Origin of the sequence: Bacteroides sp. An19 (genome assembly GCF_002160215.1) — a bacterium.
GTDB classification, from domain to species: domain Bacteria; phylum Bacteroidota; class Bacteroidia; order Bacteroidales; family Bacteroidaceae; genus Phocaeicola; species Phocaeicola intestinalis.
In genome coordinates this window covers 96,247-119,561 of the sequence record NZ_NFKD01000007.1, presented here as the reverse complement: position 1 = coordinate 119,561, position 23,315 = coordinate 96,247, and the positions used below count along the sequence as shown (strand labels likewise).

Below are 23,315 nucleotides of genomic sequence, written 5' to 3'. Positions count from 1 at the left end.
TGCCGATGAAGTATATATTCAACCGTGAATGCAGTATATATTCATCAGCCGATGAAGTATATATTCATTTTTCAAGGGTATGTATTGACTGTTTACGGACATTCATTTTTCAATTTTTCTCACAGGCGATTGCACAAACAGTTTTCGCCAAGCGGACGGCTTCATCTGCAGTGCGAGCTTCCGAATATACACGGATAATGGGTTCGGTATTGCTCTTACGCAAGTGTACCCACCCGTCAGCAAAATCAATCTTCACCCCATCGATATCGTTTACCTCTTCATTACGGTAAACTTCCTTCACTTTTTCCAAAATAGCATCAATATCAGTATCCGGCGTCAAATCTATACGATTTTTCGCCATATAATAAGTAGGATAAGAAGCACGCAGTTCACTCACCTTCTTGCCTTCATGAGCCAAATGACTTAAGAACAAAGCTATGCCTACCAATGCATCCCTACCATAATGGGCAGGCGGATAGATGACACCGCCGTTACCTTCACCGCCGATTACGGCATGTGTCTCTTTCATTTTTGCTACCACATTCACTTCGCCTACTGCCGAAGCATAATATTTCATCCCGTATTTATCAGTTACATCCCGCAATGCACGAGTCGAACTCAAATTGGATACCGTATTGCCCGGTGTATTCTTCAATACATAATCGGCAACTGTAACTAGCGTATACTCCTCGCCATACATTGTTCCATCTTCACAAATCATAGCCAATCGATCCACATCCGGGTCTACTACAAAAGCCACATCCAATTCTTCTTTCCGCATCAACTGCATGATATCACCTAGATTTTTCTCCAAGGGCTCAGGATTATGCTGGAAAATTCCTGTAGGTTCGCAATACAATTTCTCTACATAATCCACTCCCAAACGCTCCAGCAATTGTGGAAGAATGATACCACCTACCGAATTTACACAATCAATTGCGACACGAAAACCTGCTTCACGGATAGCCTTGCTATCTACTAAAGGCAAAGACAAGACGTGCTCGATATGCTTTTCACCATAACTCAAATCCTCCGTATAGAGCCCTATCGAATCAATATCGGCGTATTCAAAGTCTTCTGCTTCGGCTATGCGGAGCACTTCTTTCCCCTCTTCAGCATTCAAGAACTCACCACGTTCGTTCAACAATTTAAGTGCATTCCACGGTTTCGGATTGTGGCTGGCAGTCAGAATAATTCCACCACAGGCTTTTGCCATCGTCACCGCCAATTCGGTAGTAGGAGTAGAAGCCAATCCTATATCAACGACATCAAAACCCATACCCATCAAAGTGCCACACACCACTTTCCGCACCATCTCACCCGATACACGGGCATCACGTCCCACCACAATGCGATTGCTTTGTAAAGAAGAAATACGACGAATCAGTGTAGCGTATGCAGAAGTAAATTTTACGATATCCAACGGGGTCAGCCCTTCTCCTGCTTTTCCCCCGATAGTTCCCCTGATACCGGAGATTGATTTTATCAAAGTCATCGTTTATTAAGTTTTTGGGTTTATAATTTCTCACCAACATTCAGGCAATGTCTTGGGTTGTCCTCCCTGACAAACGGAACAGACATTACAACATAAGGCGGATGTGCCAAAACAAAAATCAACGTTCATTTTGATAATCCCATTCCATTCTGACACACCAGCCTTCTTATTTACCTAAATTATAAGTAATCTCGTAATAACACGGGTATACATAACGGCTCGCATTTCTAGTCCCTTCAGCGTGAGGAACTATCAGACGTACACGAGCCACATCAGTCGACGAAGATGTACGCGAAGGTTTTACATACCGCAAAGGCAATAACCAGCCCGTCGGTACCGAAGTTGTCTGGTAAATGGAATACATAATATAACTCTGCGTAAAAGCTGCCGAATAAGAATCACCATCAATGGTAAGCTTATATTCTTCGGGATGAAGCATATACATTGGAAGCGACCACGATGAGTTTACAAAATAAAGCGGATAATTGTACAGATTCGTATTACCAGTCAGCGTATCACCCAAACTGAACAGTTCATCACGATCCTGCATCGCAATCTCAAAATAACGGGAAAGTATGGAATACGACCCATCTGCCAAGACAGAAGTACCCTGTCCTTTCTTCACGATATTCATATACACACCGCTTTCATCAAAAAGCACAAACTGATTCTCGTTGGTCATTGTATCTTGGGCATAGAATTCGCTTTCGCTTATTATTTCATAATCGTGCGTACTAATCCATGCATTGATTGCATCAATTTCATCATCTCTCAGTTCAGCATACGTCTTGCTATCGTCACAACTTTGGAATAACAAAGTCCCGATAGCCAATACTGTTACAAACAATCTTATCCTTTTCATTCTTCTTGCTATAAATTTGTGGCGGCAAATTTAATAAAATGGCAGTAATAAACGAAAATTCAAAGAGATTTTATCATTAAATGAAGTGATTTAAACTTATTTCAGAACATGAATATCACATCAGCATAGAAACCGTTGCATGCGAACCGGGTCATTCATTTTCTTGGAGGCATTCCAATGCATTAAAGGGAAGCTGTAGCTTTTCTCTTTTTAAAGCAGAAGGTAAAGACATACGGTCAGCATCAGAAATCCGTAATCTTTGCGTTACAAAAAAACTGCTGCCTGCCAAACACTGATAAAAGCGTTAGCAGACAGCAATAAGTGTTATATCGTTATGCCATTACATCAAATTGTCTGATGGTTGATACAAATCCCCTTCAGATACCATTCATACAAACGATGAATTCCCTCGTCTATCTCCACTTGATGATGCCACCCCAAGCTATGAAGCTTCGTTACGTCCGTCAACTTACGCATCGTTCCGTCTGGCTTAGAAGAATCCCAACGCAACTCACCCTTAAAGCCGATTTCTTTTACAATCTTCTCAGCCAGTTCCCGGATGGACAGTTCCTTGCCCGTACCTACATTGATATGACAATTACGGATTTCTGTCTCGCCATTCTTGTAAGTATCTTTAAAATCTACATTCAATAATACGTGTACACTGGCATCTGCCATCTCTTCACTCCACAGGAACTCACGCAAAGGCTTGCCTGTACCCCATAAAGTTACAGCTTCGGGCGTAATGCCAAACTTTGCCAGTTTTCCTAAGATTTCTTCGTCCGTATTATTTCCATTTACTCCTTCTACAGGGCGCAAGTTTATGTCTTTACGCACAGCATCCCACTTGCCTTCATTCAGGCACTTTGCAAGATAGACCTTGCGAATCATTGCCGGAAGCACATGACTGTTTTCCAAGTGAAAGTTGTCATTCGGCCCATAAAGGTTTGTAGGCATAACGGCAATGTAATTCGTACCATATTGCAAGTTGAAACTTTCACACATCTTTAAGCCGGCTATTTTAGCAATGGCATAAGGTTCGTTCGTATATTCCAAAGGAGAAGTGAGCAGCACTTCTTCCTTCATCGGTTGGGGAGCTTCACGCGGATAGATACAGGTACTACCCAAAAACAGAAGCTTCTTGACACCATGACGAAAGCTTTCGCCGATGACATTCTGCTGTATTTGAAGATTCTGGTAAATAAAGTCTGCACGGTAATGCAAGTTCGCCATAATGCCTCCTACATGTGCGGCAGCCAATACTACAGCATCAGGCTGTTCTTCATCGAAAAAACGTTTTACAGCCACTCCATCCAACAGGTCCAGTTCCTTATGACTACGCCCTACCAAGTTCATATACCCCCGTTGCTGAAGATTATTCCAAATAGCCGATCCAACTAATCCATGATGTCCGGCAACATATATTTTTGATGATTTGTCCAACATATTCTTTTTTGTTGACAAGCCGACAAAGTATCAGAAAACGAGGCATTACCTGTCAAATACCATTACATCCTTGTCAATTCGTTATCTGACACCTTGTCAACTTAAAATTATTCTTCTTTATCCATTTCTGCTTTCAGATGAAGTTTCCTTACAAACTTCATGTCATGCTCAGCCATTATACGTACCAACTCAGGGAAAGATGTTTTTGTCGGATTCCAGCCTAATGTTTCTTTGGCCTTGGTCGGATCTCCTAAAAGTTGCTCCACTTCACACGGGCGGAAATACTTCGGATCAACTTCTACCAATACACGTCCTGTTTCCCGGTCAATACCTTTTTCGTCAACACCACTTCCCTGCCATTCCAAATCAATACCCAGGTAATGGAATGCCAGCGTACAGAACTCTCGTACCGTATGCATCTCGCCGGTTGCTATCACAAAGTCTTCTGGTTTATCATTCTGGAGGATAAGCCACATGCACTCTACATAATCTTTAGCATATCCCCAATCACGTTTCGCGTCAAGATTGCCTAAATACAGTTTATCTTGGAACCCTTGCTTGATACGTGCAGCCGCAAGCGTAATCTTACGTGTCACGAAATTTTCTCCACGCCGCTCACTTTCATGATTGAACAGGATACCGTTTACAGCAAACATACCATAACTTTCACGATAGTTTTTCGTTATCCAAAAACCATACTGCTTTGCCACTCCATAGGGTGAACGCGGATAAAAAGGAGTCGTTTCTTTTTGGGGAATTTCCTGAACCTTTCCAAAAAGTTCAGATGTGGAAGCCTGATAAATACGGCAAGTTTTGTCGAGTCCGCAGATTCGAACCGCCTCTAATAAACGAAGCGTGCCGATGGCATCAGCCTCGGCTGTGTATTCAGGTACATCAAAAGAGACCTTTACGTGGCTCTGTGCTGCCAGATTATAGATTTCCGTAGGATGAATGTCACTGATGATACGAATCAACGAACTGGAATCTGTCATATCGCCCCAATGAAGATTCACCAAACGGTTTTTCTTCATATCACGTACCCATTCGTCCAGATACAAATGCTCGATACGTCCTGTATTGAATGACGAAGAACGGCGTAAAATACCATGCACTTCATAGCCTTTCTCTATCAAAAACTCAGCAAGGTAAGAACCGTCTTGTCCTGTTATACCGGTGATTAATGCTACTTTTCTCATAATTCCAAAATCTTTTCGGACAAAGGTAATCTTTATTTCTGTAAAAGCCAAACAGATGTGTTACTATCAGTCAGTCTCTCCGAAAAATATCACGAGTATACACTTTATACCGGACATCGTCAAGACATGCATCATAGCGATTAGCAATAATAGCCTGGCTCTGGCGCTTGAAAAGTTCCAAATCATTTACAACCCGGCTTCCAAAAAAAGTGCTCCCATCTTTCAATGTCGGCTCATAAATTATTACAATTGCACCTTTAGCCTTCACACGTTTCATGACCCCTTGGATACTGCTTTGCCGAAAATTATCACTATGGCTTTTCATTGTAAGACGAAAAACACCTATTGTACATTGCCGTTCTTCATCAGGATTATAATCACTCCGGTTATAATAATCGTAATATCCTGCCTTATGCAAGACTCTATCGGCAACAAAATCCTTACGTGTACGATTGCTTTCCACTATTGCCTGTATCAAATTTTCAGGCACATCCGCATAGTTGGCAAGAAGCTGTTTGGTATCTTTAGGCAGGCAATAACCTCCATAGCCAAAACTTGGATTATTATAATGACTTCCAATGCGCGGATCCAGACAGACCCCATTGATTATCGCCTTTGTATCCAATCCTTTCATTTCAGCATAAGTATCCAATTCATTAAAGTATGATACCCTTAAAGCCAGGTAAGTATTGGCAAACAGTTTCACGGCTTCCGCCTCTGTCAATCCCATGAACAATGTATCAATATTCTCTTTAAGAGCACCTTCCTGAAGTAAAGCGGCAAAAGTATGTGCAGCTTTGTCCAAACGGGCGTCTCCTTCAGGACGTCCCACAATGATGCGGCTAGGGTAAAGATTATCATAAAGCGCTTTGCTTTCCCGCAGAAATTCGGGAGAAAATATGATGTTATTATTTCCCAACTTCTTACGGATGTTTTCGGTATATCCTACTGGTATCGTACTCTTAATGACCATAATCGCATCCGGATTGACCTGCATAACCAACTTAATGACTTCTTCTACATGGCTGGTATCGAAATAGTTCTTTATCGGGTCATAATTGGTCGGAGCTGCAATAATCACAAAATCAGCATCACTATATGCTTTAACCCCATCCAATGTAGCAGTAAGGTTCAGCTTTTTCTCCAACAGGTATTTTTCTATGTAATCATCCTGAATGGGTGATTTCCGCTGATTAATCAATTCCACTTTTTCCGGAACGATATCAACCGCCGTGACCTGGTGGTGCTGACTCAGCAGTGTGGCAATAGAAAGGCCTACATAGCCTGTCCCGGCCACAGCTATTTTCAAATCTTTCATAATAATAACGATTTAAAGACAAAATCGCACCAGTTTACATTACTCTGCGAAGAATACATGCAGAAAAGTGTAAACTGATGCGACATGCGTATAAGTGTTGATTATAATTCTTAATTATTTGTTGCTTTTTTGCTTTTGGGCTTCGGAATATCCATATCCGTATCCATAACCATAGCCATATGCCTTGCCACCATATCCGTACTTTGCACCATATCCATAACCATAACTGTTTTTCCGTTTGCTCATGTCTATGTCATTAATAACAGTGGCAAGTACAGGGAATTTCTTCTCATCACGCAAGACATTAATATACCGATACCCAGCCTTCGGGGTCACATCTGCACGGCAAACATACACACACATGTCTGCCACACGTCCGATAATCGCAGTATCAGTAACCATGGCAATCGGCGCAGTATCCAGAATTATATAATCATAACGCTGCTTTAACTGCTCGATAGCCCGGTCCAGAACATCACGAGCCACCAGTTCTGTCGGATTGGGTGGAACAGGACCACCTGGCAAGATATCTAAATTCTCGCTAATATCCGAATGTTGAATCATATCGAAAATATTCACATGATCCGGATCCGCCAAATAATTAGTAATACCTTCTGCACGACGAGAAAGATTGAATACCTTATTCAATCCCGGCTTACGGATATCCATACCTACAATAATCGTTTTCTTTCCTAAGAAAGCAAGACTGACAGCTGTATTGCCGGCAACAAACGATTTACCTTCACCTGGCTGAGTAGAAGAAAAGAGAATCACTTTTTTATCTTTAGGCAACATGAAGAGTAAATTGGTACGCAAGCCACGAAATGTTTCTTCCATAATATCGTTTTTATTCTCCCGTACAACAATCGCTCCTTTTTCCGGTTTTTTGCAGCGTGGAAGTTCTGCAATAATAGGAATATCTGTCAAGTGTTCTACATCTTCACGGTTTTCAATTTTGTACTTCAACATGTCACGCAGATAAATAATTCCGACAGGAATTCCCAATCCCAAAATCAATGCGGCAAGTGCGATGATTTTCTTTTTCGGAGAAACAGGATCCTTATCTGCCAAAGCATCTTCAATAATCCGCCCGTTATTGGCTGTAGCCGCAAGGGTTATAGCATTTTCCTCACGCTTTTGCAAAAGCATCGTATAAAGTGCCGCCTTGATTTCCTGCTGACGGGCAATGCTCAGGAACTCTTTCTCCTGCAAAGGAGCATTACTGATGCGTCCTTCAAATTTACGTGCCTGACGGTCTATGTCTATTTTTGCAATATTCAGACCTTTCAATACACTTTCAACAGTAGTCTGAACACTATGCCGCATGGCTTCTATCCCCGCATTCATATTAATAACAGCAGGGTTACTTTCAGAAGAAGTACGTAACAAACGGTTACGTTCGATAATCATCGTATTATACTGGTCAATTACCGATGAAAGGTTCTGGTCCTGCAACCCGACATTTGAGGGGATAACCTCTCCATTGTTTTGAGGATCATTTATGTAATTCTTCAAGAATTCTACCAGCTGGATTTGCGTAGCATTTTCTACACGCTGCTGTCCATACTTAGAACTTTCTTCCAAAGCCAACTGCGCATCACTGGTAAGATCCGTCAATCCCGAACGCTGTTTAAAATCAGCCAATTCTGTCTCTGCAGTACCCAATTCGCGATTGATAATTCCAATGCGTTCTTCAATAAATTCAGCTGTTTTCTGTGCCACTTCATTTTTTTCATCATTTGCATCGCGGTTATAGAAAGCCACCAGGCAATTGATAAAATCCACTGCACGTTGTTTATCCGTATTCTGTATTCCGATTTGAGCTATTGTTGTGGTTTTCGAAGTCGCTTCCACGGTCAGGTTCTCCATATATCCATTCGCGGTAGACGTCGGAGCATTAATATACGCAACCAGTCTCATATCTTCTTCCATAGGCTCTGGAAGCGAGTCGTTTTTAACGAAGTTCACCACTCCGACAGGAGTTGGAAGTACAGCCGGAAGTTTATCAAATGTTTTACTGATTTCTTCCTCTTCTTCTTCAAGAGTGTATTCGGCCTCCACATTCAATTTGCCATCAAGCGTATATTTCATTTTCAGCTTAACAGGTGCCTCCAATTTATCAGCTTCTTCAGGCGTCATGAAAACATTGACAGGAGAAGTCTTATACAAAGGAATATTATAACCGCTCATGCGGTCTTCGGCTATACTGATATACAACCGTAATTCATTTACTGCTTTTTTGATAAGAGTACGTGAATGCAGAATTTCCACCTCATTATCAAAATTATTAGTCATGGAAAACATTCCAAGGTCTTGTATAGCAGCCAAAGGCGATGTAGCAGAAGTACTACCTTTTTGTTCTTCTTCTTTAATTAAAACAGCCGCCGTAACATTGTATACTGGCGCCTGATAGCGCAGATAAAGGAAAGCCAATATCAAACAGACAATTACACTTATGACAAACCACGGCCAATAAGCAAGGTATTTGAAAAAAATAGCATATAGATTGATAGCATTTTCTTCTTTGTTTTGTTCATTGATGTTTTGTTCTTCCATAGATGTTTTTTTCTAACTTTTTTATCCGTTGAATTAATTGAGAATATTGACTAGCAAACTTGCGATAGATACCAAGATTGAAGTTGCCGATATAACCGTAGTGGTCGTATTACCGATATCTGAGTTTTTCGCCTTTGTCTTATTGGGAGTAACATAAATGACATCATTTTGCCGGAGATAGAAATAAGGTGAAAGGACGATGTCACTTTTCGTCAAATCAAGCTCTACGATTTCCCGTTTGCCATTGGGTTCTTCACGAATCAGCTTCACATTCGTACGTACACCGTAAACCGTCATATCCCCTGCCATAGCAAGAGCTTCCAACACATTAACCTTTTCGTTACTAACCGTAAAAGAACCAGGGCGTGCAACTTCACCCAACACTGATATCTTATAATTTGCCATACGGACGGTTACAATCGGAGCTTCTTTCAGATAAGGTTTCAACCGTTCGCGAATCATATTCTCCGCTTCATTCTTAGTCAACCCTCCTACTTTCAACCTTCCGAGGACTGGAAAATCAATTTCTCCCTGATTGCTTACAAGATATTGTTGCAAGGTTGGCTGGGTAGTCGTGTTGATATTAGTCAACGCCGCATTCAAAGGAGTCTGCACAGTCAAATTAAATGGAGCAGCCGCCTGAGGATCGGTCGTATTCACTGTAATACTTAACAAATCTTTAGGCATGATTTTCGCATCATAAAGGGGGATTTCCGTTCCCAGTTCATTTACAATTTCAGGATTCTGCAAGTAAGGTACACTTTTATAAGAGGTACATCCTGCCAGCAATGCCATAATAGCAAATGCGAAAAGTGTTTGTTTGAGTTTCATCTTATGTTCTTTAAAAATATTAATTGCCTCTATTTTTCCAATAATACTTAGTCACTGTATCAGCCCGACACTATTGTTTAAGTAAACAATCTTTTCAAAAAGCCCTTTCGTGATTTCTTGTCATCCTGTTCGTCCGTTTCGTAGCGGTCCAACAAATCTTCATACGAAAGACGCTTGGTTACCATTTCATAAATAGTGCCCCAATCAGGCAATCCTCCCAAATTACGGTCATCTATGAACAAATCCACTTTCAATTTGCGCGAATAATGATTGTTCTGTTGCTTTTCTTCCTCCGGATAGTCACGGTTGACTGCATAAAAGACCAATCCCCGCTGGCGGCAAAATTCAACGGCCTCATCCAAAAGCTTCCCTTCACGCACACTCCAAAGAATCAGCTTATGCTTTTCCGCAGCCAGCTTTTTTAGAGTTTCAATAGCAAAAGGTATCTCTGCACCAATGGCGGGATATTTATGCTCTACAATAGTTCCATCAAAATCTACAGCTATAAGCATATCAATTACTCATTATTTAATTTGTATAAAAAGTTCTGACTCCTTACCTATTCAAAACATTACTTTTTAATCTAATTTGTCCCTGCATATCAACCAATATGACACGTGTGCGCAAAGATACAACTTTTTTCATTATTGACAAAAGTTTCAAACAATAATAATTGAAGTATCAAATCAAATCTCTCGCTTCCAATATCCTATCAATCTTTTAGAGCCTGTTACTTTCAATGCACTTTTATCCCATCAAGTATTTGCAGCAACGAATCGCGCACAACGGCAAATTGTTCCTTATTATCCTCACTTACAGGCTTTTTAGGTTGCGACTTGATAGTAAGAGGATTAACGGGGGTACCATTATCATAAACACGGAAATCAAGGTGTGGCCCAGTAGACAACCCCGTGCTCCCAACGTAGCCAATCACTTCTTTCTGCTTTACTTCCGAGCCCACCTGGATTCCTTTAGCAAATCCCGAGAGATGCATATAAGTGGTAGTATAGCGGCTATTGTGACGAATCTTCAGGTAGTTTCCTGCCCCACCCGCCTGGTAAGCTTTAGCTATCACCTTTCCCTTGCTTATAGCATACACAGGCGTACCCTTCGGAGCAGCATAATCCACACCATGATGGGCACGATAACGGCGCAATACCGGATGGAATCGGCTATTCGAAAAGCGTGACGAGATGCGATAATAATCCAACGGAGCCTTCAAGAACTCACCCTCCAGGCTATTCCCGTCAGCATTGTAATACAATTCCTCACCATCCTGCACAAAGGGAATAGCATAATACACACTATCTTCGTGCGAAAATGAGGCTGCCAGCACACGGAAGTTCTGCAATTCCCTTCCTTCTACGGTTTCCTGTTCATACCACACACGGAACTCGTCTTCTTTTTGCAACCCGAAAAAGTCAATGCTCCAGCCGAAGATATTCGAAAGGTCAAGGGCAAGCTGCGGGGAGGTTCCACACTGCTGCATCGCCACCCACAACGATGTTTTTACCCTTCCTCCTACAGTCTTACGCTCCCACGTCACTGGATTTTCACCGCGCTTCACACCATAATCACCTTTCAGGTCAAAGACGATATATGACTTCGGACTTTCCTCGTAAACAAAGTACACCGTCTGTGGAATGCTATCGCGGGTCGTAAAAACGGCGTATGCCTGCCCATCTTTTACCTTACGGACATCGAATACACCTTCTGCTTTCTTGGTAAGCCGGTGTACTTCACCTACCGACAAACCATGCTTCCGCAAGATAATCGAGAGGTTCTGTCCCGGTTCTACAAGTCCGTACTTAATGTCGTAAAGCGAAACAGGTATCCCATATTTCCGCACGATATTGTCGACTTCTACCGAATCAGTTACCGCAACTTCGTCCAACGGTTGCGCCATATGATGCATATAATAAAAAGTCCCGCCAACCGCCAGCACAACAGCTACGACTCCGGCTATGAATATATTTCGTTTGTTCATAATTTATACAGATTGCAGGTAAAATAATGACACGCCCAATGAAGATATCTTACTTTGCCTTTTCAGTTATCTTCGTGGGCTGTAGCAGTTATTTGAAATTGCCGATGAAGTATATCTTCGTTTTGCAGACATATTTATTGGCGGAATAGGACATTCACAAGGAAAAAACAATAGTCATAAATAAGACACTCACGACAATCCTTCTATCTCTCCATTCACAATATCAATGTGTAGGGCTTGCGGCTCTTTGGGCAATCCCGGCATACGCATAATCTCGCCAGCTATCACCACCAGCATCTCAGCACCGGCATTAAGAACAATGTCACGCACATGAAACTCAAAGTCCTTCGCCACACCATAGAGCTTGGGGTCAGTGGAAAACGAATACTGAGTCTTGGCAATACAGATGGGGAATTTCTCATAACCCAGTGCTTCAGCTATCTTGATTTTCTTGCGCGCCGTGATGCTGTAAGTCACTTCAGCGGCACCATACAAGTTGCAAGCCACTTTCTCTATCTTTTCCTCGATGCTATCGGTGTCCTCGTATGCAAGGCGCAGAGGTTGTGAAGGTTTGTTCTCAATGGTGTCCACTACCAGCTCTGCCAATTCCATAGCTCCGGCTCCACCTTCGGTAAAAGCATTGTTAACGGCAAAACCCACACCCATCGTGGTACAATGGCGACGGATAGCTTCAATTTCCTCTTCCGTATCGTTGGCGTAACGGTTAAATGCCACTACAATCGTCTGACCGAACGAGCGCAGGTTCTCAATATGCTTGTCAAGATTGGTAAAGCCTTTTTCCAATCCTTCCAAATCTGGCTCCTTGATTTTGTCAAGACTCACGCCGCCGTGCATTTTCAATCCCTGCGCCGTAGCTACAATAACGGTCAGCTTGGGTTGCAAGCCCGACTTACGACACTTGATATCGTAAAATTTCTCTGCTCCCAAATCCGCACCGAATCCAGCTTCCGTAATCACGTAGTCGCCGAAGGTCATCGCCAACTTGGTGGCCAAGATGGAATTACAACCGTGAGCAATGTTGGCAAAAGGTCCCCCATGAACAAATGCCGGTGTGTTCTCAGTGGTCTGCACCAAGTTGGGGGCTATGGCATCCTTCAGCAATACGGTAATAGCTCCTGCCACTCCCAAGTCTTTCACCGTAAAAGGTTTGTTATCAACGGTGAAACCCAGCAAAATATTCTCGATACGACGACGCAAATCCGCCTCATCTGTTGCCAGGCAAAGGATAGCCATGATTTCAGATGCCGGAGTGATATCAAAACTTGACTCCCGGGTAATGCCATTGGTTTTTCCTCCCAATCCCGTCACGATATAACGCAAACCGCGGTCGTTCACATCCAACACACGATTCCACAGCACTTCCTTCATGGCAAAGCCGTTATCGCGGTTCTGATACATATAGTTATCCAACAAGGCAGCAATCATATTATGTGCCGAGGTAATGGCATGGAAATCACCCGTAAAATGAAGATTGATTTTGTCCATCGGGAGCACCTGGGCGTAGCCACCTCCAGCAGCACCGCCTTTCATTCCGAAACAAGGACCAAGCGATGGCTCACGTAAGGCACAAATGGCTTTCCGTCCAATGCGATTCAACCCCAAGGCAAGTCCAATAGAAACCGTAGTCTTTCCGATACCGGCCTTGGTGGGCGTGATGGCTGTCACCAGTATCAAGTTACTCCGCTTTACCTTCTCTTCATCTATCAATGTTTCGGGCACTTTGGCAATGTATCGCCCGTAGTTCAAAATCTCATCTCCGGGTAACCCGTAACTCCAAGCCACCTGCTTGATTTTCTTCAGCTCGATGCTGCGTGCTATTTCTATATCCGACTTCATATTTATATCCTATATATTCTTGTTCATCAAAATTATCCAAGACCTAGAAACTGTTTTGAATCTCTACAAAAAGCTTTTCCCGTCTTGATGTTTCCGTTTTCGTGTGTGCTTTGGACAATTGGGGGATTCATTCCAATTTTCAAAACGGGACATCAGGCATAGGAGCACCAAAGGGATTCTCCGACTGAGGAGGTATATCAGCAGGAGTAGGAGGCATATATCCTTGGCTTCCACCACTATTTATCTTCGAACGAAGTACTGGCGAAGTATGTTCCTCTCCTGGCATAGGCACAATCAGGTCATCATCAGGATTCTGAAAACGTGCATACTCTGCCCGGAAACGGAGAAGCACATCTCCGACGGCACCGTTACGGTGCTTGGCAATGATAATCTCTGCCATTCCATGCAAATCATTACCTTTCTCGTCCTGATAAATCTTGTAATATTCAGGGCGGTGGATAAAACACACCATATCTGCATCCTGCTCGATAGCTCCTGATTCCCGCAAATCGCTCAACTGAGGACGCTTACCATCAATGCCTTCACGGTTTTCTACACCACGATTCAGCTGACTCAATGCAATAATAGGAATATTCAATTCCTTTGCCAGTCCCTTAAGCGAACGGGAGATTGTACTCACCTCTTCCTGTCGACTTCCATACGACATACCACTGGCATTCATTAACTGAAGATAGTCGATAATAATCACTTTCACATCGTGTTCACGCACCAATCTCCGTGCCTTAGTCCGCAATTCGAAAACAGAAAGCGAAGGTGTATCATCCACATAAAGCGGGGCATCATACAATTCTTTTATTTTATAATCAAGCTGTCCCCATTCATAAGGAGCCAATTGCCCGCTCTTGATTTTCTCACCAGGTATTTCACATACATTCACTATCAAACGGTTCACCAGCTGTACGTTACTCATTTCGAGCGAAAACAAAGCAACAGGAACTTTATTATTGACCGCCATATTTTTCGCCATCGAAAGTACAAACGCCGTCTTTCCCATTGCCGGACGGGCTGCAATAATGATAAGGTCGGAATTCTGCCATCCTGACGTCATTTTATCAAGTTGGTGAAAGCCACTGGACAAACCGCTCAGACCATCTGTACGTGCTGCTGCTTTCTGCAACATTTCATATGCTTCTTGAATGACAGGATTAATCTGTGTGTAGTCCTTCTTCATATTTTGCTGGGAAATCTCAAAGAGCTTTCCTTCGGCCTCCTGCATCAAGTCGTCTACATCCTGTGTTTCATCGAAAGCTTTGGTCTGAATGGCGCTGGTGAATGATATCAATTCACGTGCCAGAAATTTCTGAGCGATAATGCGTGCATGGTATTCGATATGGGCAGACGAAGCCACTTTACCACTAAGCTGGGTGATATAAAAAGGTCCTCCCACCTCTTCCAGATTGCCTCTTGAACGCAGCTGCTCGGTCACCGTAAGAATATCAATCGGCTTCTGTTGGATAGCAAGGTCAGTTATAGCTGCATAAATCAGCTGATTACGATGTTCATAAAATGATTCAGGACGCAATATTTCACTCACCAGTGAATAAGCATCCTTTTCAATCATCAATGCCCCCAATACCGCTTCTTCCAGCTCGGGTGCCTGAGGCTGGAGATGTCCATATTCATCCACCGGCTTGGTCTTTACAGCCTTCGGGATGCGCGTCGTTCTTCGTACTTCTGCCATTATCTTCTTTTTTGAGGATGCAAAGTTAGAAAAATAAATCGAACGCAAAGATACAAAGACACAGAGTTTTTATTTTTGCTTCTGCAAAAGCAAAAAAACATAACATCCTTGACTTTATATTTTGCGTCCGATCTATTATCCTCAAAAGACTTACAGCAGTTCGAACGAAACCGTACCGCGTATATCCGCAGACGATGCGCCGATATACGCCTTGAACTTACCCGGTTCCGCTACCCATTCGTGACGCTTATCATCGAAGAATTTCAAAGCATCGGGAGTAACGGTGAAAGTCACTTCTTTTTCTTCACCCGGACGAAGAGCCACTTTTCGGAAGCCTTTCAGCTCCTTTACAGGACGAAGCACGGAGCACTTCTCGTCGCCGATGTAAAGCTGGACAATCTCCTTGCCGGCTACTGTTCCCGTATTCTTTACTTTTACCGAAACCGTAAGGCTTCCGTCTTTATTCATCGCCTTAGCCGAAACCGCCGGTTTGCCGTATTCGAAAGTCGTGTAGCTCATCCCATAGCCGAACGGGAACATCGGTTCGATTTTCTTGGTGTCATACCAGCGGTACCCCACAAGAATGTCTTCCTTATATACTTCGCGGATGCTGTCGCCCGGATAGCAAAGCGCATCGAAAGCGTGGGCTGGGCAGTCTTCCAGTTTCACAGGGTAAGAGAAAGGAAGTTTCCCACTGGGATTGACTTCGCCGCTCAGCACATCTGCCAACGCGTTTCCGGTAATCGTACCCAAATACCAAGTCTGCACCACAGACGGAACGTCATCGAGCCACGGCATCGCCACCGCATTCCCGCTTATCAAAACGACTACCATATTCTTGTTCACTCCGAGCAACGAACGAATCAGTTCATCTTGCCCGAAAGGCAAGTTATAGGTAATGCGGTCACCCGCCTCGCAATCCTGCTGATGGTTCTTGTTCAGTCCGCCTACATAAATGACCAAGTCGGCTTCCTTCGCCTTTGCCACGGCATCCTCACGCAACGAATCCATCACCGACTGCGGAATCTCTTCCACATTGCCATACATCGGACGCCCTGCCTTATAACCTTGCACATACGTCACATTGCCGTACTTTTTACGCAGACCGTCCAAGGGAGAAATGAAATCTTTGGGCTTCAGTTCCGAAGAGCCTCCTCCCTGCATCAGGTTGCGCACCGCATTGTCGCCTACCACAAGGATGTTTTCATACGTGCCGGGAACAACCGGAAGCAAGCCTGCCTGTTTCTTCCCGTTTCCGTTCTTCAGGAGCACTGTCCCCTCGGTTGCCACTTCGTATGCCACCTGATAATGCGCCGGCGAAGCCATCGAGCCGAAAGACTTTTTGCGGTTCATCGCCGTGCGGAAAATCAGACGGAGCACGCGCCCTGCCTTGTCATCGACCACCTCCATCGGAATCTTGCCTTCTTTTATCATCTTCAAGTAAGCTTTACCCAAATAATAGTCATCATAACCGAACTCCGACTCCGAGGTCAATCCGTTGGTGTAAGAGCCCATTTCGAGGTCAAGCCCGTACATGGCGGCTTCGTACGTATCGTGTGCCGCTCCCCAGTCGGTCACCACACACCCGTCGAACTTCCATTCGCCTTTCAGAATGTCATTATTCAAAAGCTTGTGATGCGTGGCGTGCGTACCGCGTACTTTATTATAAGATCCCATGATGCTCCATGCCCCGCCCCGCTCTACCGCCGCCTTGAATGCAGGCAGATAGATTTCGTACAAGGCACGGTCGCTCACCTCCACATCGATATGCCCGCGCCACAATTCCTGATTGTTGAGCGCGTAATGTTTCACGCAAGCCGCTACTCCGTTCTTCTGCAACTCCTGAATGTAAGGCACACACATCTCAGCGGCGAGATAGGGGTCTTCGCCCATATATTCAAAATTACGTCCGTTCAAAGGCGTGCGGTATATGTTCACGCCCGGTCCCAGCTGCACGTCCTTGCCACGATATAAGGCTTCTTCGCCCAATGCTTTTCCGTATTTGCCCGAAAGTTCAAGATTCCATGTAGCAGCAAGGCATGTCAATGCCGGAAAAGCCGTACAACTGTCGCTGGTCCATCCGGCATATCCCCAGTCGTTCCAATTGATTTCGGCACGTACCCCGTGAGGGCCGTCGGAATACCACAGTTCAGGAATGCCCAGACGCGGACATCCGGGCGAACTGAATTTTCCCTGCGCATAACTCAGGCGTGCCTTTTCCTCTACCGTCATCCGGCTCAAGGCATCCTGCACGCGCGCTTCTATCGGCTGGCTGTCGTCCAAATACACCGGAAGCGTTTCCACCGTTTGCGCCATCGGTGCAGACAGGGATAACGCCACACCAGCACATATTGTCAATAATTGTTTTTTCATGGTTTTCTGTTTTATAATTTTATTCTGCTGTTATCGATACTTCTGCATCACGCAAGCCATCGGAAACCGCCTTCAAGCGGGCACCTCCGGCATCTCCCGTGTTTTGCAACACCACGAGGCACTTGCCGTAAAAAGCCTTGCGCTTATTGTCCTTGAACCGCTCCATCGAAATGGGGCTTCCGTTATCCACTCCGGCTATAAAGGCATTGCCTTCTACCTGAAAACGGACCAAATTGTCGGCGTTCGGACACAGATTGCCATCCTTATCCAAAATCTCTACCGTTACGAAACTCAAGTCACGCCCATCGGCATACAAGTTGGAACGATCGGGAGTCAGGCGGATTTGGGCAGGGGTTCCGGCTGTACGGATTTCTTTCTCGCCTACTATCTTGCCTTCTTTACGTGCCACCACCTTCACGCTTCCCGGCTCGAACTTGACACGCCATGCCGCATGCAGGCAATCAGGAGTCTTTGCCTTCACGCCTTGCGACTTGCCGTTGACAAAAAGTTCCACCTCGTCGGCATTGTTGTAATAGCACCACATATCAATATCCTGTCCCGGCGTCCAGTTCCAGTGCGGGAAAAGATGGAGCACAGGCTTGTCCGACCACTCCGCCTGATAGAGGTAATAGGCATCCTTCGGAAATCCGGCAAGGTCGACGATGCCAAAATACGAGCTGCGTGCAGGCCATCCGTAAGGAGTAGGCTCGCCGATATAGTCGAATCCCGTCCACACATATTGCCCGCTGATGAAAGCATTGTCACGAATCAGCTTTATGGTTTCCTCATGCGTGTTTCCCCAAGGCACATGGCAATTGTCGTATGCCGAGCAAGCGAAAGTCGGGTCGTAATACGGCTTGTCCCAACGGTCGGGACAAACGGTAACCTTATCGCTCGGCATCCGGTAATACCCACGTGTGGCAAGAGCCGAATTGCTTTCGGTGATTATAAAAGGCTTGTTGGGGAAATTCTTAGGTACATCGGGAATATTCGCGTTATGATAATTGTACCCGATAATATCCATAGCTCCCGACTTGAACAAATGGTTTGCCGGATTCGGTTCATTGCATCCGGTCGTAATGGGACGTGTCGGGTCGAGTGCCTTTACAAACTCAGCCAGCCTCTTTGCCAGCAATGAATTGACACTCATCTCCCCTTCTTTTGCCAACATATCCGCCGAATGCCCGAAGTTCAGAATCAGGTTCGCTTCTTCCAGACTTAACGTATCGGCTTTGGCATCGCTCCACTGCTCCAACACTTCGTTGCCGATGCTCCAAATAAATATGGAGGGATGGTTGCGGTCGCGCAAGATGAAATCGCGCAAATCCCGTTCATACCACTCATCAAAATAGCGGGCATAGTCGTGCGAGGTCTTCTTCTTGCGCCACATGTCGAACGCCTCATCCATGACGATGAACCCCATCCGGTCGCACAAGTCGAGCAATTCGGGCGCAGGAGGATTGTGCGAACACCGGATGCCGTTGCATCCCATCTCTTTCAGGATTTCCAGCTGGCGTTCCATGGCACGCACATTGACCGCCGCTCCCAAGCATCCCAAATCGTGATGCATGCATACCCCGTTTATCTTCATCGGTCTTCCGTTAAGGATAAATCCCTTTTCGGCATCAAAAGAAAACGAACGGATACCTACAGGCGTTTCATAACGGTCGACCTGTTTCCCTTCTTGTACCACTTCGGTCAATAAGGTATATAAATAAGGTGTATCAATATCCCACCGTTGGGGATTCTCGACCTTTAGCTGTTGCGAGACCTCGGTTTCCTTCCCGGCTTCTACGAAACAGTCCGTTTCTCCACTTACAACGATAAGCCCTTCCGCATCCAGCAAAGAAGAATGCACCTTCACCTGAGCAGGCATAGCTGATTCATTTGCTACACGGGTCTGAATATCCAAATCCGCCTGCGCATCACTCACCTCACTCACCGTAGCATACGTTCCCCATTCTGCCACATGCACCGCACCGGTCTTCACCAGCCATACATTCCGGTAAATGCCGCATCCCGAATACCAGCGTGAATTAGGCTGTTCGGAATTGTCCACACGCACGGCAAGCACATTCTTTTCGCCCCACTTGAGATGCGGGGTAAGGTCGTAACTGAAAGTAATGTATCCATACGGACGATGCCCCAAAGATACACCGTTGAGAAATACTTCCGAATTCATATAGACCCCGTCGAACACGATACGGAACTTCTTGTCCGCATCGGCTTTATCGGGGACAAAGGTCTTACGGTACCACCCGATGCCTCCGGGCAAAGCCCCTCCGCCTGTACCGGACGGATTATCCTGACTGAAGTCGCCCTCTATCGCCCAATCATGAGGCAAGTCGAGCGCACGCCAGTCCGCATCTGAAAAACCGACTTCTTCCGCTTGCGGTTCGTCTCCTAACAGGAAACGCCAGCCGTCGTTGAAGTCTATCTTCTCACGGACTTTTTCCGGAGATGCCGCACACGAAGCTAAAAGCAGGCAACATACTCCGCATAAAAGAGAAGCTAATTTCTTCACCATTTTATCTTAATTAATTATTGAAACGCAAATTCCCGCAGATTAACGCAGATATCATTATTATAGTAGAACAAAATTGTTTTGCGAAAGATTGACTATAATTAATCTGAGGAAATCCGCGCTAATCTGCGTTTCACACAATCATCACATTTATAATTTCACCGAAACTTCTTCACCCGTATAGTCCACCGTTACACCTTTGGCATTCAAGTCGAAAAGCTGTGCCTTATCGGGATTCACCTTTACCACGGTAAAGGTACGTTTCTCCAGCATACCGGGGAATGAACCCTCACGCTTGCCGATGGTCAAAGTCTTTTCTTCCTCATCGTATTCCATCGGAATCATGGCATACTTGCCCTGCTCGTAGTTGTAGTTCACACCTTCGTCTTCGTACAGCGTAAACTCTCCATCGGCACCTTGATATACATAAAGTACAATGCGATCTACCGGTTTTTCATCGGTATATTGCATATCCTCACCGAACGGAACGATAGAACCGGCACGTACGTAAAGCGGTACACGCTCGTAAGGAGCTTTCACATCTGCCTTCACACCACCCTGCTGGAACTTGCCGGTATAGAAATCATACCAGCCTTCCGCTTTCGGGAAATAAACCTCACGCGAACGGGCACCGTATTCATATACCGGAGATACCATAAAGGAAGGACCGAACATAAACTGGTCACCGATGTTATTTACATTCGTATCAGATGTGAAATCCATCACCAGCGGACGCATAATCGTATAATCCTTAAACCAGGTCATGCCTGCCAGAGAATAGATATACGGCATCAGGTTGTAGCGCAACTTCGTGTAATAAACAATGGAGTTATAAGCCGGATGCCCTTCAGGAGCAATTTCCCACGGCTCGCGCAACGGATACTGACCATGGGCACGGTACAGCGGACAGAACGCGCCGAACTGGAACCAACGCGTATTCAGCTCACGCCATTCCTTATAGTCGGCATTCTCGGTCTTTGTCTCGTTCCATTGCTTCTGACCTGCCACGTAACGGTTTTCTACACAGAACCCGCCAATGTCCATCGTCCAATATGGAATGCCGCTCATGGCAAAGTTCAGTCCGGCTGATATCTGTGCCTTCATGTCTTCCCAACGGGTAGCGATGTCACCGCTCCACGTAGCGGTAGAATAACGCTGCAATCCGGCAAAGCCCGAACGGGTCAACAAGAATACACGTTTATTGTTATCTACTCCGCGCTGGCCGTTATAGATAGCATCGGCATTCATCAAAGCGTAAGCATTGAAGTATTCAGCCGAGGAGCCTAATGCCGTAGGACCGCACAAATCCTTGCGGTATTGCAAATCAGTACAATCGCGCACGTTCGGCTCGCTGGCATCCATCCACCAGGCATCAATGCCCAACGGATAATAATGCTCGTACATCTGGTTCCAGAACAACTTGCGTGCATCGGCACTATAGGCATCATAGAATCCGTATGTATAACCCGGACCTACCCAGTCCTTCAAACTGTCCTTTACCGATTGCTGGTACATCCAGCCCTTCTCATCAAATTCCTTGAAATGTTCGGTTGTCGTATAGAATTTCGGCCATACGGAAATCATCATCCGTCCGTGCATGGCGTGAATAGAATCTACCATTGCTTTCGGATTGGGGAAACGTGCCTTGTCGAACTCGTGGCTTCCCCAAGCGTTTTCGGGCCAGTGATTCCAGTCAAGCACGATGTTGTCAATAGGAATCCGGCGGTCGCGGAACCCTTTCAAGGCACCCAGCATTTCGGCTTGCGTATTGTATTTCTCACGGCTTTGCCAATACCCCATCGCCCATTTCGGCATAATCGGCGACTTGCCCGTCAGCGTACGGTAGCCGCTGATGACCTCGTCCATATCGTCACCCGCGATAAAATAATAATCCAGTTGCTGCGTCATTTCGCTCCACCACGATTGCTTGCCCTGTTCTTTCGGATCTACCGGACTGTATACACGAAGCCCGGAATAAGATACGGCTCCATCGGGAATCCATTCCACTTTGAGCGGTACACGCTTGCCGGCTTCCAGATTGACCGAGAACTTATAGCTGTTCGGGTTCCACGCCGTACGCCAACGTTCAGGCACCACCAGCTGGTTATCGATGTATATCTTTGTATATCCCGCATAATACAGAATAAACTTGAATTCTCCGCTTTCCAACGGTTCGATAGAACCTTCATACGTCACCTTCGAACCATAGAAAGGAAAATCTTTAGGCAAGTTCACCACATGTCCCAAATCGCCTCTTACCAGATGCTCGAAATAGAGCGAATCCTCACGGCGTACCAAGGTCTCCGCACCTGAACCTTCGGCAGGCACGTATGTACCGGTAATGGCACCTTCTTTTCCATCCTTGTCATAAAGTTTGAACACTTCCCCCAATTGTGAATAATCATTGGGATTACCGAAACGGCAGAGCGAATAACTGTCAAGCAGCACACCGTAATTCTTGTTCGATACGATAAAAGGCACAGACACCTTCGTATTGTATTGGAACAACTCCTCATTCTTACCTTTGTAGTTGAACTCGTCCGCCTGATGTTGTCCCAAACCATAGAACGCCTCATCATCGGGCGACTCGAACACCTGCCGAATGGTATATCCTTTGGTTCCTTCCACTTCAATCGGGGTAAAGGTCTTCCCTCCTCCTTTGTTCTCTTGCAGAATCAGGTTACCGTCTTCATCGGTAAACCATATTTCACCCGTAGACGCCAGCACCGAAGCACGCACCTCATCGGTAGATACCGTAATGGTATCGCCTTGTTGCGCTACCGTAAAGGGAGTCTGCTCCGTTTGAGGAACAACAACCAGACTTTGCCGGTCGGCAAATTTCTTTTCAGGCGTTGCCGACACGTGGATAAGTTTTTCACCCATCACCTGAAAACGAACCAGACGCACATCTGTGTCGCCCTTTTGCTGTACTTTTACGATTACACCCTTGTCTGTCTCTTCATAAACGTTTCCGGAACATGCACCAAACAATAATCCGGCGAGCAGGCAACAAGAAATGTTTTTCATTTTCACCATATACCCATGTTTAAAGTTAAACAATAAAATTCTTTGATTACAAAGATAATCATTGTTCTCTCAACAAATGATTTCAAATGTTTTATACAAGGAACGTATATCATCCATTCGGGCTTCATTTGTTTCCGTATG

The 23,315-nt window shown here is 45.1% G+C and carries 14 protein-coding genes; all 14 read right to left on the bottom strand.

Annotated features, from left to right (window positions below):
• Window positions 1–109: 109 nt before the first annotated feature.
• On the bottom strand, window positions 110–1,495 hold the full coding sequence (glmM, locus tag B5F25_RS05035; RefSeq protein ID WP_087248023.1) for a phosphoglucosamine mutase: 1,386 nt from the start codon (window positions 1,493–1,495) through the stop codon (window positions 110–112).
• Between the two features lie 166 nt (window positions 1,496–1,661).
• Entirely contained in the window at window positions 1,662–2,357 is a 696-nt protein-coding gene (locus B5F25_RS05030; RefSeq protein ID WP_022040166.1) for a DUF4827 domain-containing protein, read from the bottom strand.
• A gap of 345 nt (window positions 2,358–2,702) precedes the next feature.
• Window positions 2,703–3,803: a GDP-L-fucose synthase gene (locus B5F25_RS05025; RefSeq protein ID WP_087248021.1), complete on the bottom strand. Its 1,101-nt coding sequence runs from the start codon at window positions 3,801–3,803 to the stop codon at window positions 2,703–2,705.
• A 107-nt stretch (window positions 3,804–3,910) separates the two neighbouring features.
• A complete protein-coding gene (gene gmd, locus B5F25_RS05020) occupies window positions 3,911–4,999 on the bottom strand; it encodes a GDP-mannose 4,6-dehydratase (protein WP_022040168.1) in 1,089 nt (362 codons plus the stop codon).
• Window positions 5,000–5,069: 70 nt separating this feature from the next.
• Complete coding sequence (locus B5F25_RS05015) at window positions 5,070–6,317, bottom strand: nucleotide sugar dehydrogenase (RefSeq protein WP_275532081.1); 1,248 nt, start codon at window positions 6,315–6,317, stop codon at window positions 5,070–5,072.
• Between the two features lie 114 nt (window positions 6,318–6,431).
• On the bottom strand, window positions 6,432–8,873 hold the full coding sequence (locus B5F25_RS05010; protein ID WP_087248019.1) for a tyrosine-protein kinase family protein: 2,442 nt from the start codon (window positions 8,871–8,873) through the stop codon (window positions 6,432–6,434).
• A 33-nt stretch (window positions 8,874–8,906) separates the two neighbouring features.
• The gene (locus B5F25_RS05005) at window positions 8,907–9,704 is read right to left on the bottom strand and encodes a polysaccharide biosynthesis/export family protein (protein ID WP_022040171.1); all 798 of its coding nucleotides are present in this window, start codon (window positions 9,702–9,704) and stop codon (window positions 8,907–8,909) included.
• Between the two features lie 77 nt (window positions 9,705–9,781).
• Entirely contained in the window at window positions 9,782–10,216 is a 435-nt protein-coding gene (locus tag B5F25_RS05000) for a hypothetical protein (protein WP_087209902.1), read from the bottom strand.
• Between the two features lie 224 nt (window positions 10,217–10,440).
• Entirely contained in the window at window positions 10,441–11,691 is a 1,251-nt protein-coding gene (locus B5F25_RS04995; protein WP_087248017.1) for a peptidoglycan DD-metalloendopeptidase family protein, read from the bottom strand.
• 189 nt (window positions 11,692–11,880) lie between these two features.
• Window positions 11,881–13,548, bottom strand: a complete 1,668-nt coding sequence (locus B5F25_RS04990; RefSeq protein ID WP_087248015.1) for a formate--tetrahydrofolate ligase — start codon at window positions 13,546–13,548, stop codon at window positions 11,881–11,883.
• 139 nt (window positions 13,549–13,687) lie between these two features.
• On the bottom strand, window positions 13,688–15,250 hold the full coding sequence (gene dnaB, locus B5F25_RS04985; protein WP_087209908.1) for a replicative DNA helicase: 1,563 nt from the start codon (window positions 15,248–15,250) through the stop codon (window positions 13,688–13,690).
• Window positions 15,251–15,400: 150 nt separating this feature from the next.
• A complete protein-coding gene (locus tag B5F25_RS04980; protein WP_087248013.1) occupies window positions 15,401–17,623 on the bottom strand; it encodes a glycoside hydrolase family 3 C-terminal domain-containing protein in 2,223 nt (740 codons plus the stop codon).
• A gap of 19 nt (window positions 17,624–17,642) precedes the next feature.
• Window positions 17,643–20,150, bottom strand: coding sequence for a glycoside hydrolase family 2 TIM barrel-domain containing protein (locus tag B5F25_RS04975; RefSeq protein WP_140406860.1), 2,508 nt, complete (start codon window positions 20,148–20,150; stop codon window positions 17,643–17,645).
• 147 nt (window positions 20,151–20,297) lie between these two features.
• Window positions 20,298–23,180, bottom strand: coding sequence for a TIM-barrel domain-containing protein (locus tag B5F25_RS04970; protein ID WP_087248072.1), 2,883 nt, complete (start codon window positions 23,178–23,180; stop codon window positions 20,298–20,300).
• Window positions 23,181–23,315: the final 135 nt, after the last annotated feature.

Bases quoted from the DNA above. Each gene is read 5' to 3' on its own strand.
- B5F25_RS05015 (WP_275532081.1), bottom strand. From the start codon at position 6,317: ATGAAAGATTTGAAAATAGCTGTGGCCGGGACAGGCTATGTAGGCCTT.
- B5F25_RS05005 (WP_022040171.1), bottom strand. From the start codon at position 9,704: ATGAAACTCAAACAAACACTTTTCGCATTTGCTATTATGGCATTGCTG.
- B5F25_RS04995 (WP_087248017.1), bottom strand. From the start codon at position 11,691: ATGAACAAACGAAATATATTCATAGCCGGAGTCGTAGCTGTTGTGCTG.
- B5F25_RS04975 (WP_140406860.1), bottom strand. From the start codon at position 20,150: ATGGTGAAGAAATTAGCTTCTCTTTTATGCGGAGTATGTTGCCTGCTT.
- B5F25_RS05025 (WP_087248021.1), bottom strand. From the start codon at position 3,803: ATGTTGGACAAATCATCAAAAATATATGTTGCCGGACATCATGGATTA.
- B5F25_RS05010 (WP_087248019.1), bottom strand. From the start codon at position 8,873: ATGGAAGAACAAAACATCAATGAACAAAACAAAGAAGAAAATGCTATC.
- gmd (WP_022040168.1), bottom strand. From the start codon at position 4,999: ATGAGAAAAGTAGCATTAATCACCGGTATAACAGGACAAGACGGTTCT.
- B5F25_RS05030 (WP_022040166.1), bottom strand. From the start codon at position 2,357: ATGAAAAGGATAAGATTGTTTGTAACAGTATTGGCTATCGGGACTTTG.
- dnaB (WP_087209908.1), bottom strand. From the start codon at position 15,250: ATGGCAGAAGTACGAAGAACGACGCGCATCCCGAAGGCTGTAAAGACC.
- B5F25_RS05000 (WP_087209902.1), bottom strand. From the start codon at position 10,216: ATGCTTATAGCTGTAGATTTTGATGGAACTATTGTAGAGCATAAATAT.
- glmM (WP_087248023.1), bottom strand. From the start codon at position 1,495: ATGACTTTGATAAAATCAATCTCCGGTATCAGGGGAACTATCGGGGGA.
- B5F25_RS04990 (WP_087248015.1), bottom strand. From the start codon at position 13,548: ATGAAGTCGGATATAGAAATAGCACGCAGCATCGAGCTGAAGAAAATC.
- B5F25_RS04980 (WP_087248013.1), bottom strand. From the start codon at position 17,623: ATGAAAAAACAATTATTGACAATATGTGCTGGTGTGGCGTTATCCCTG.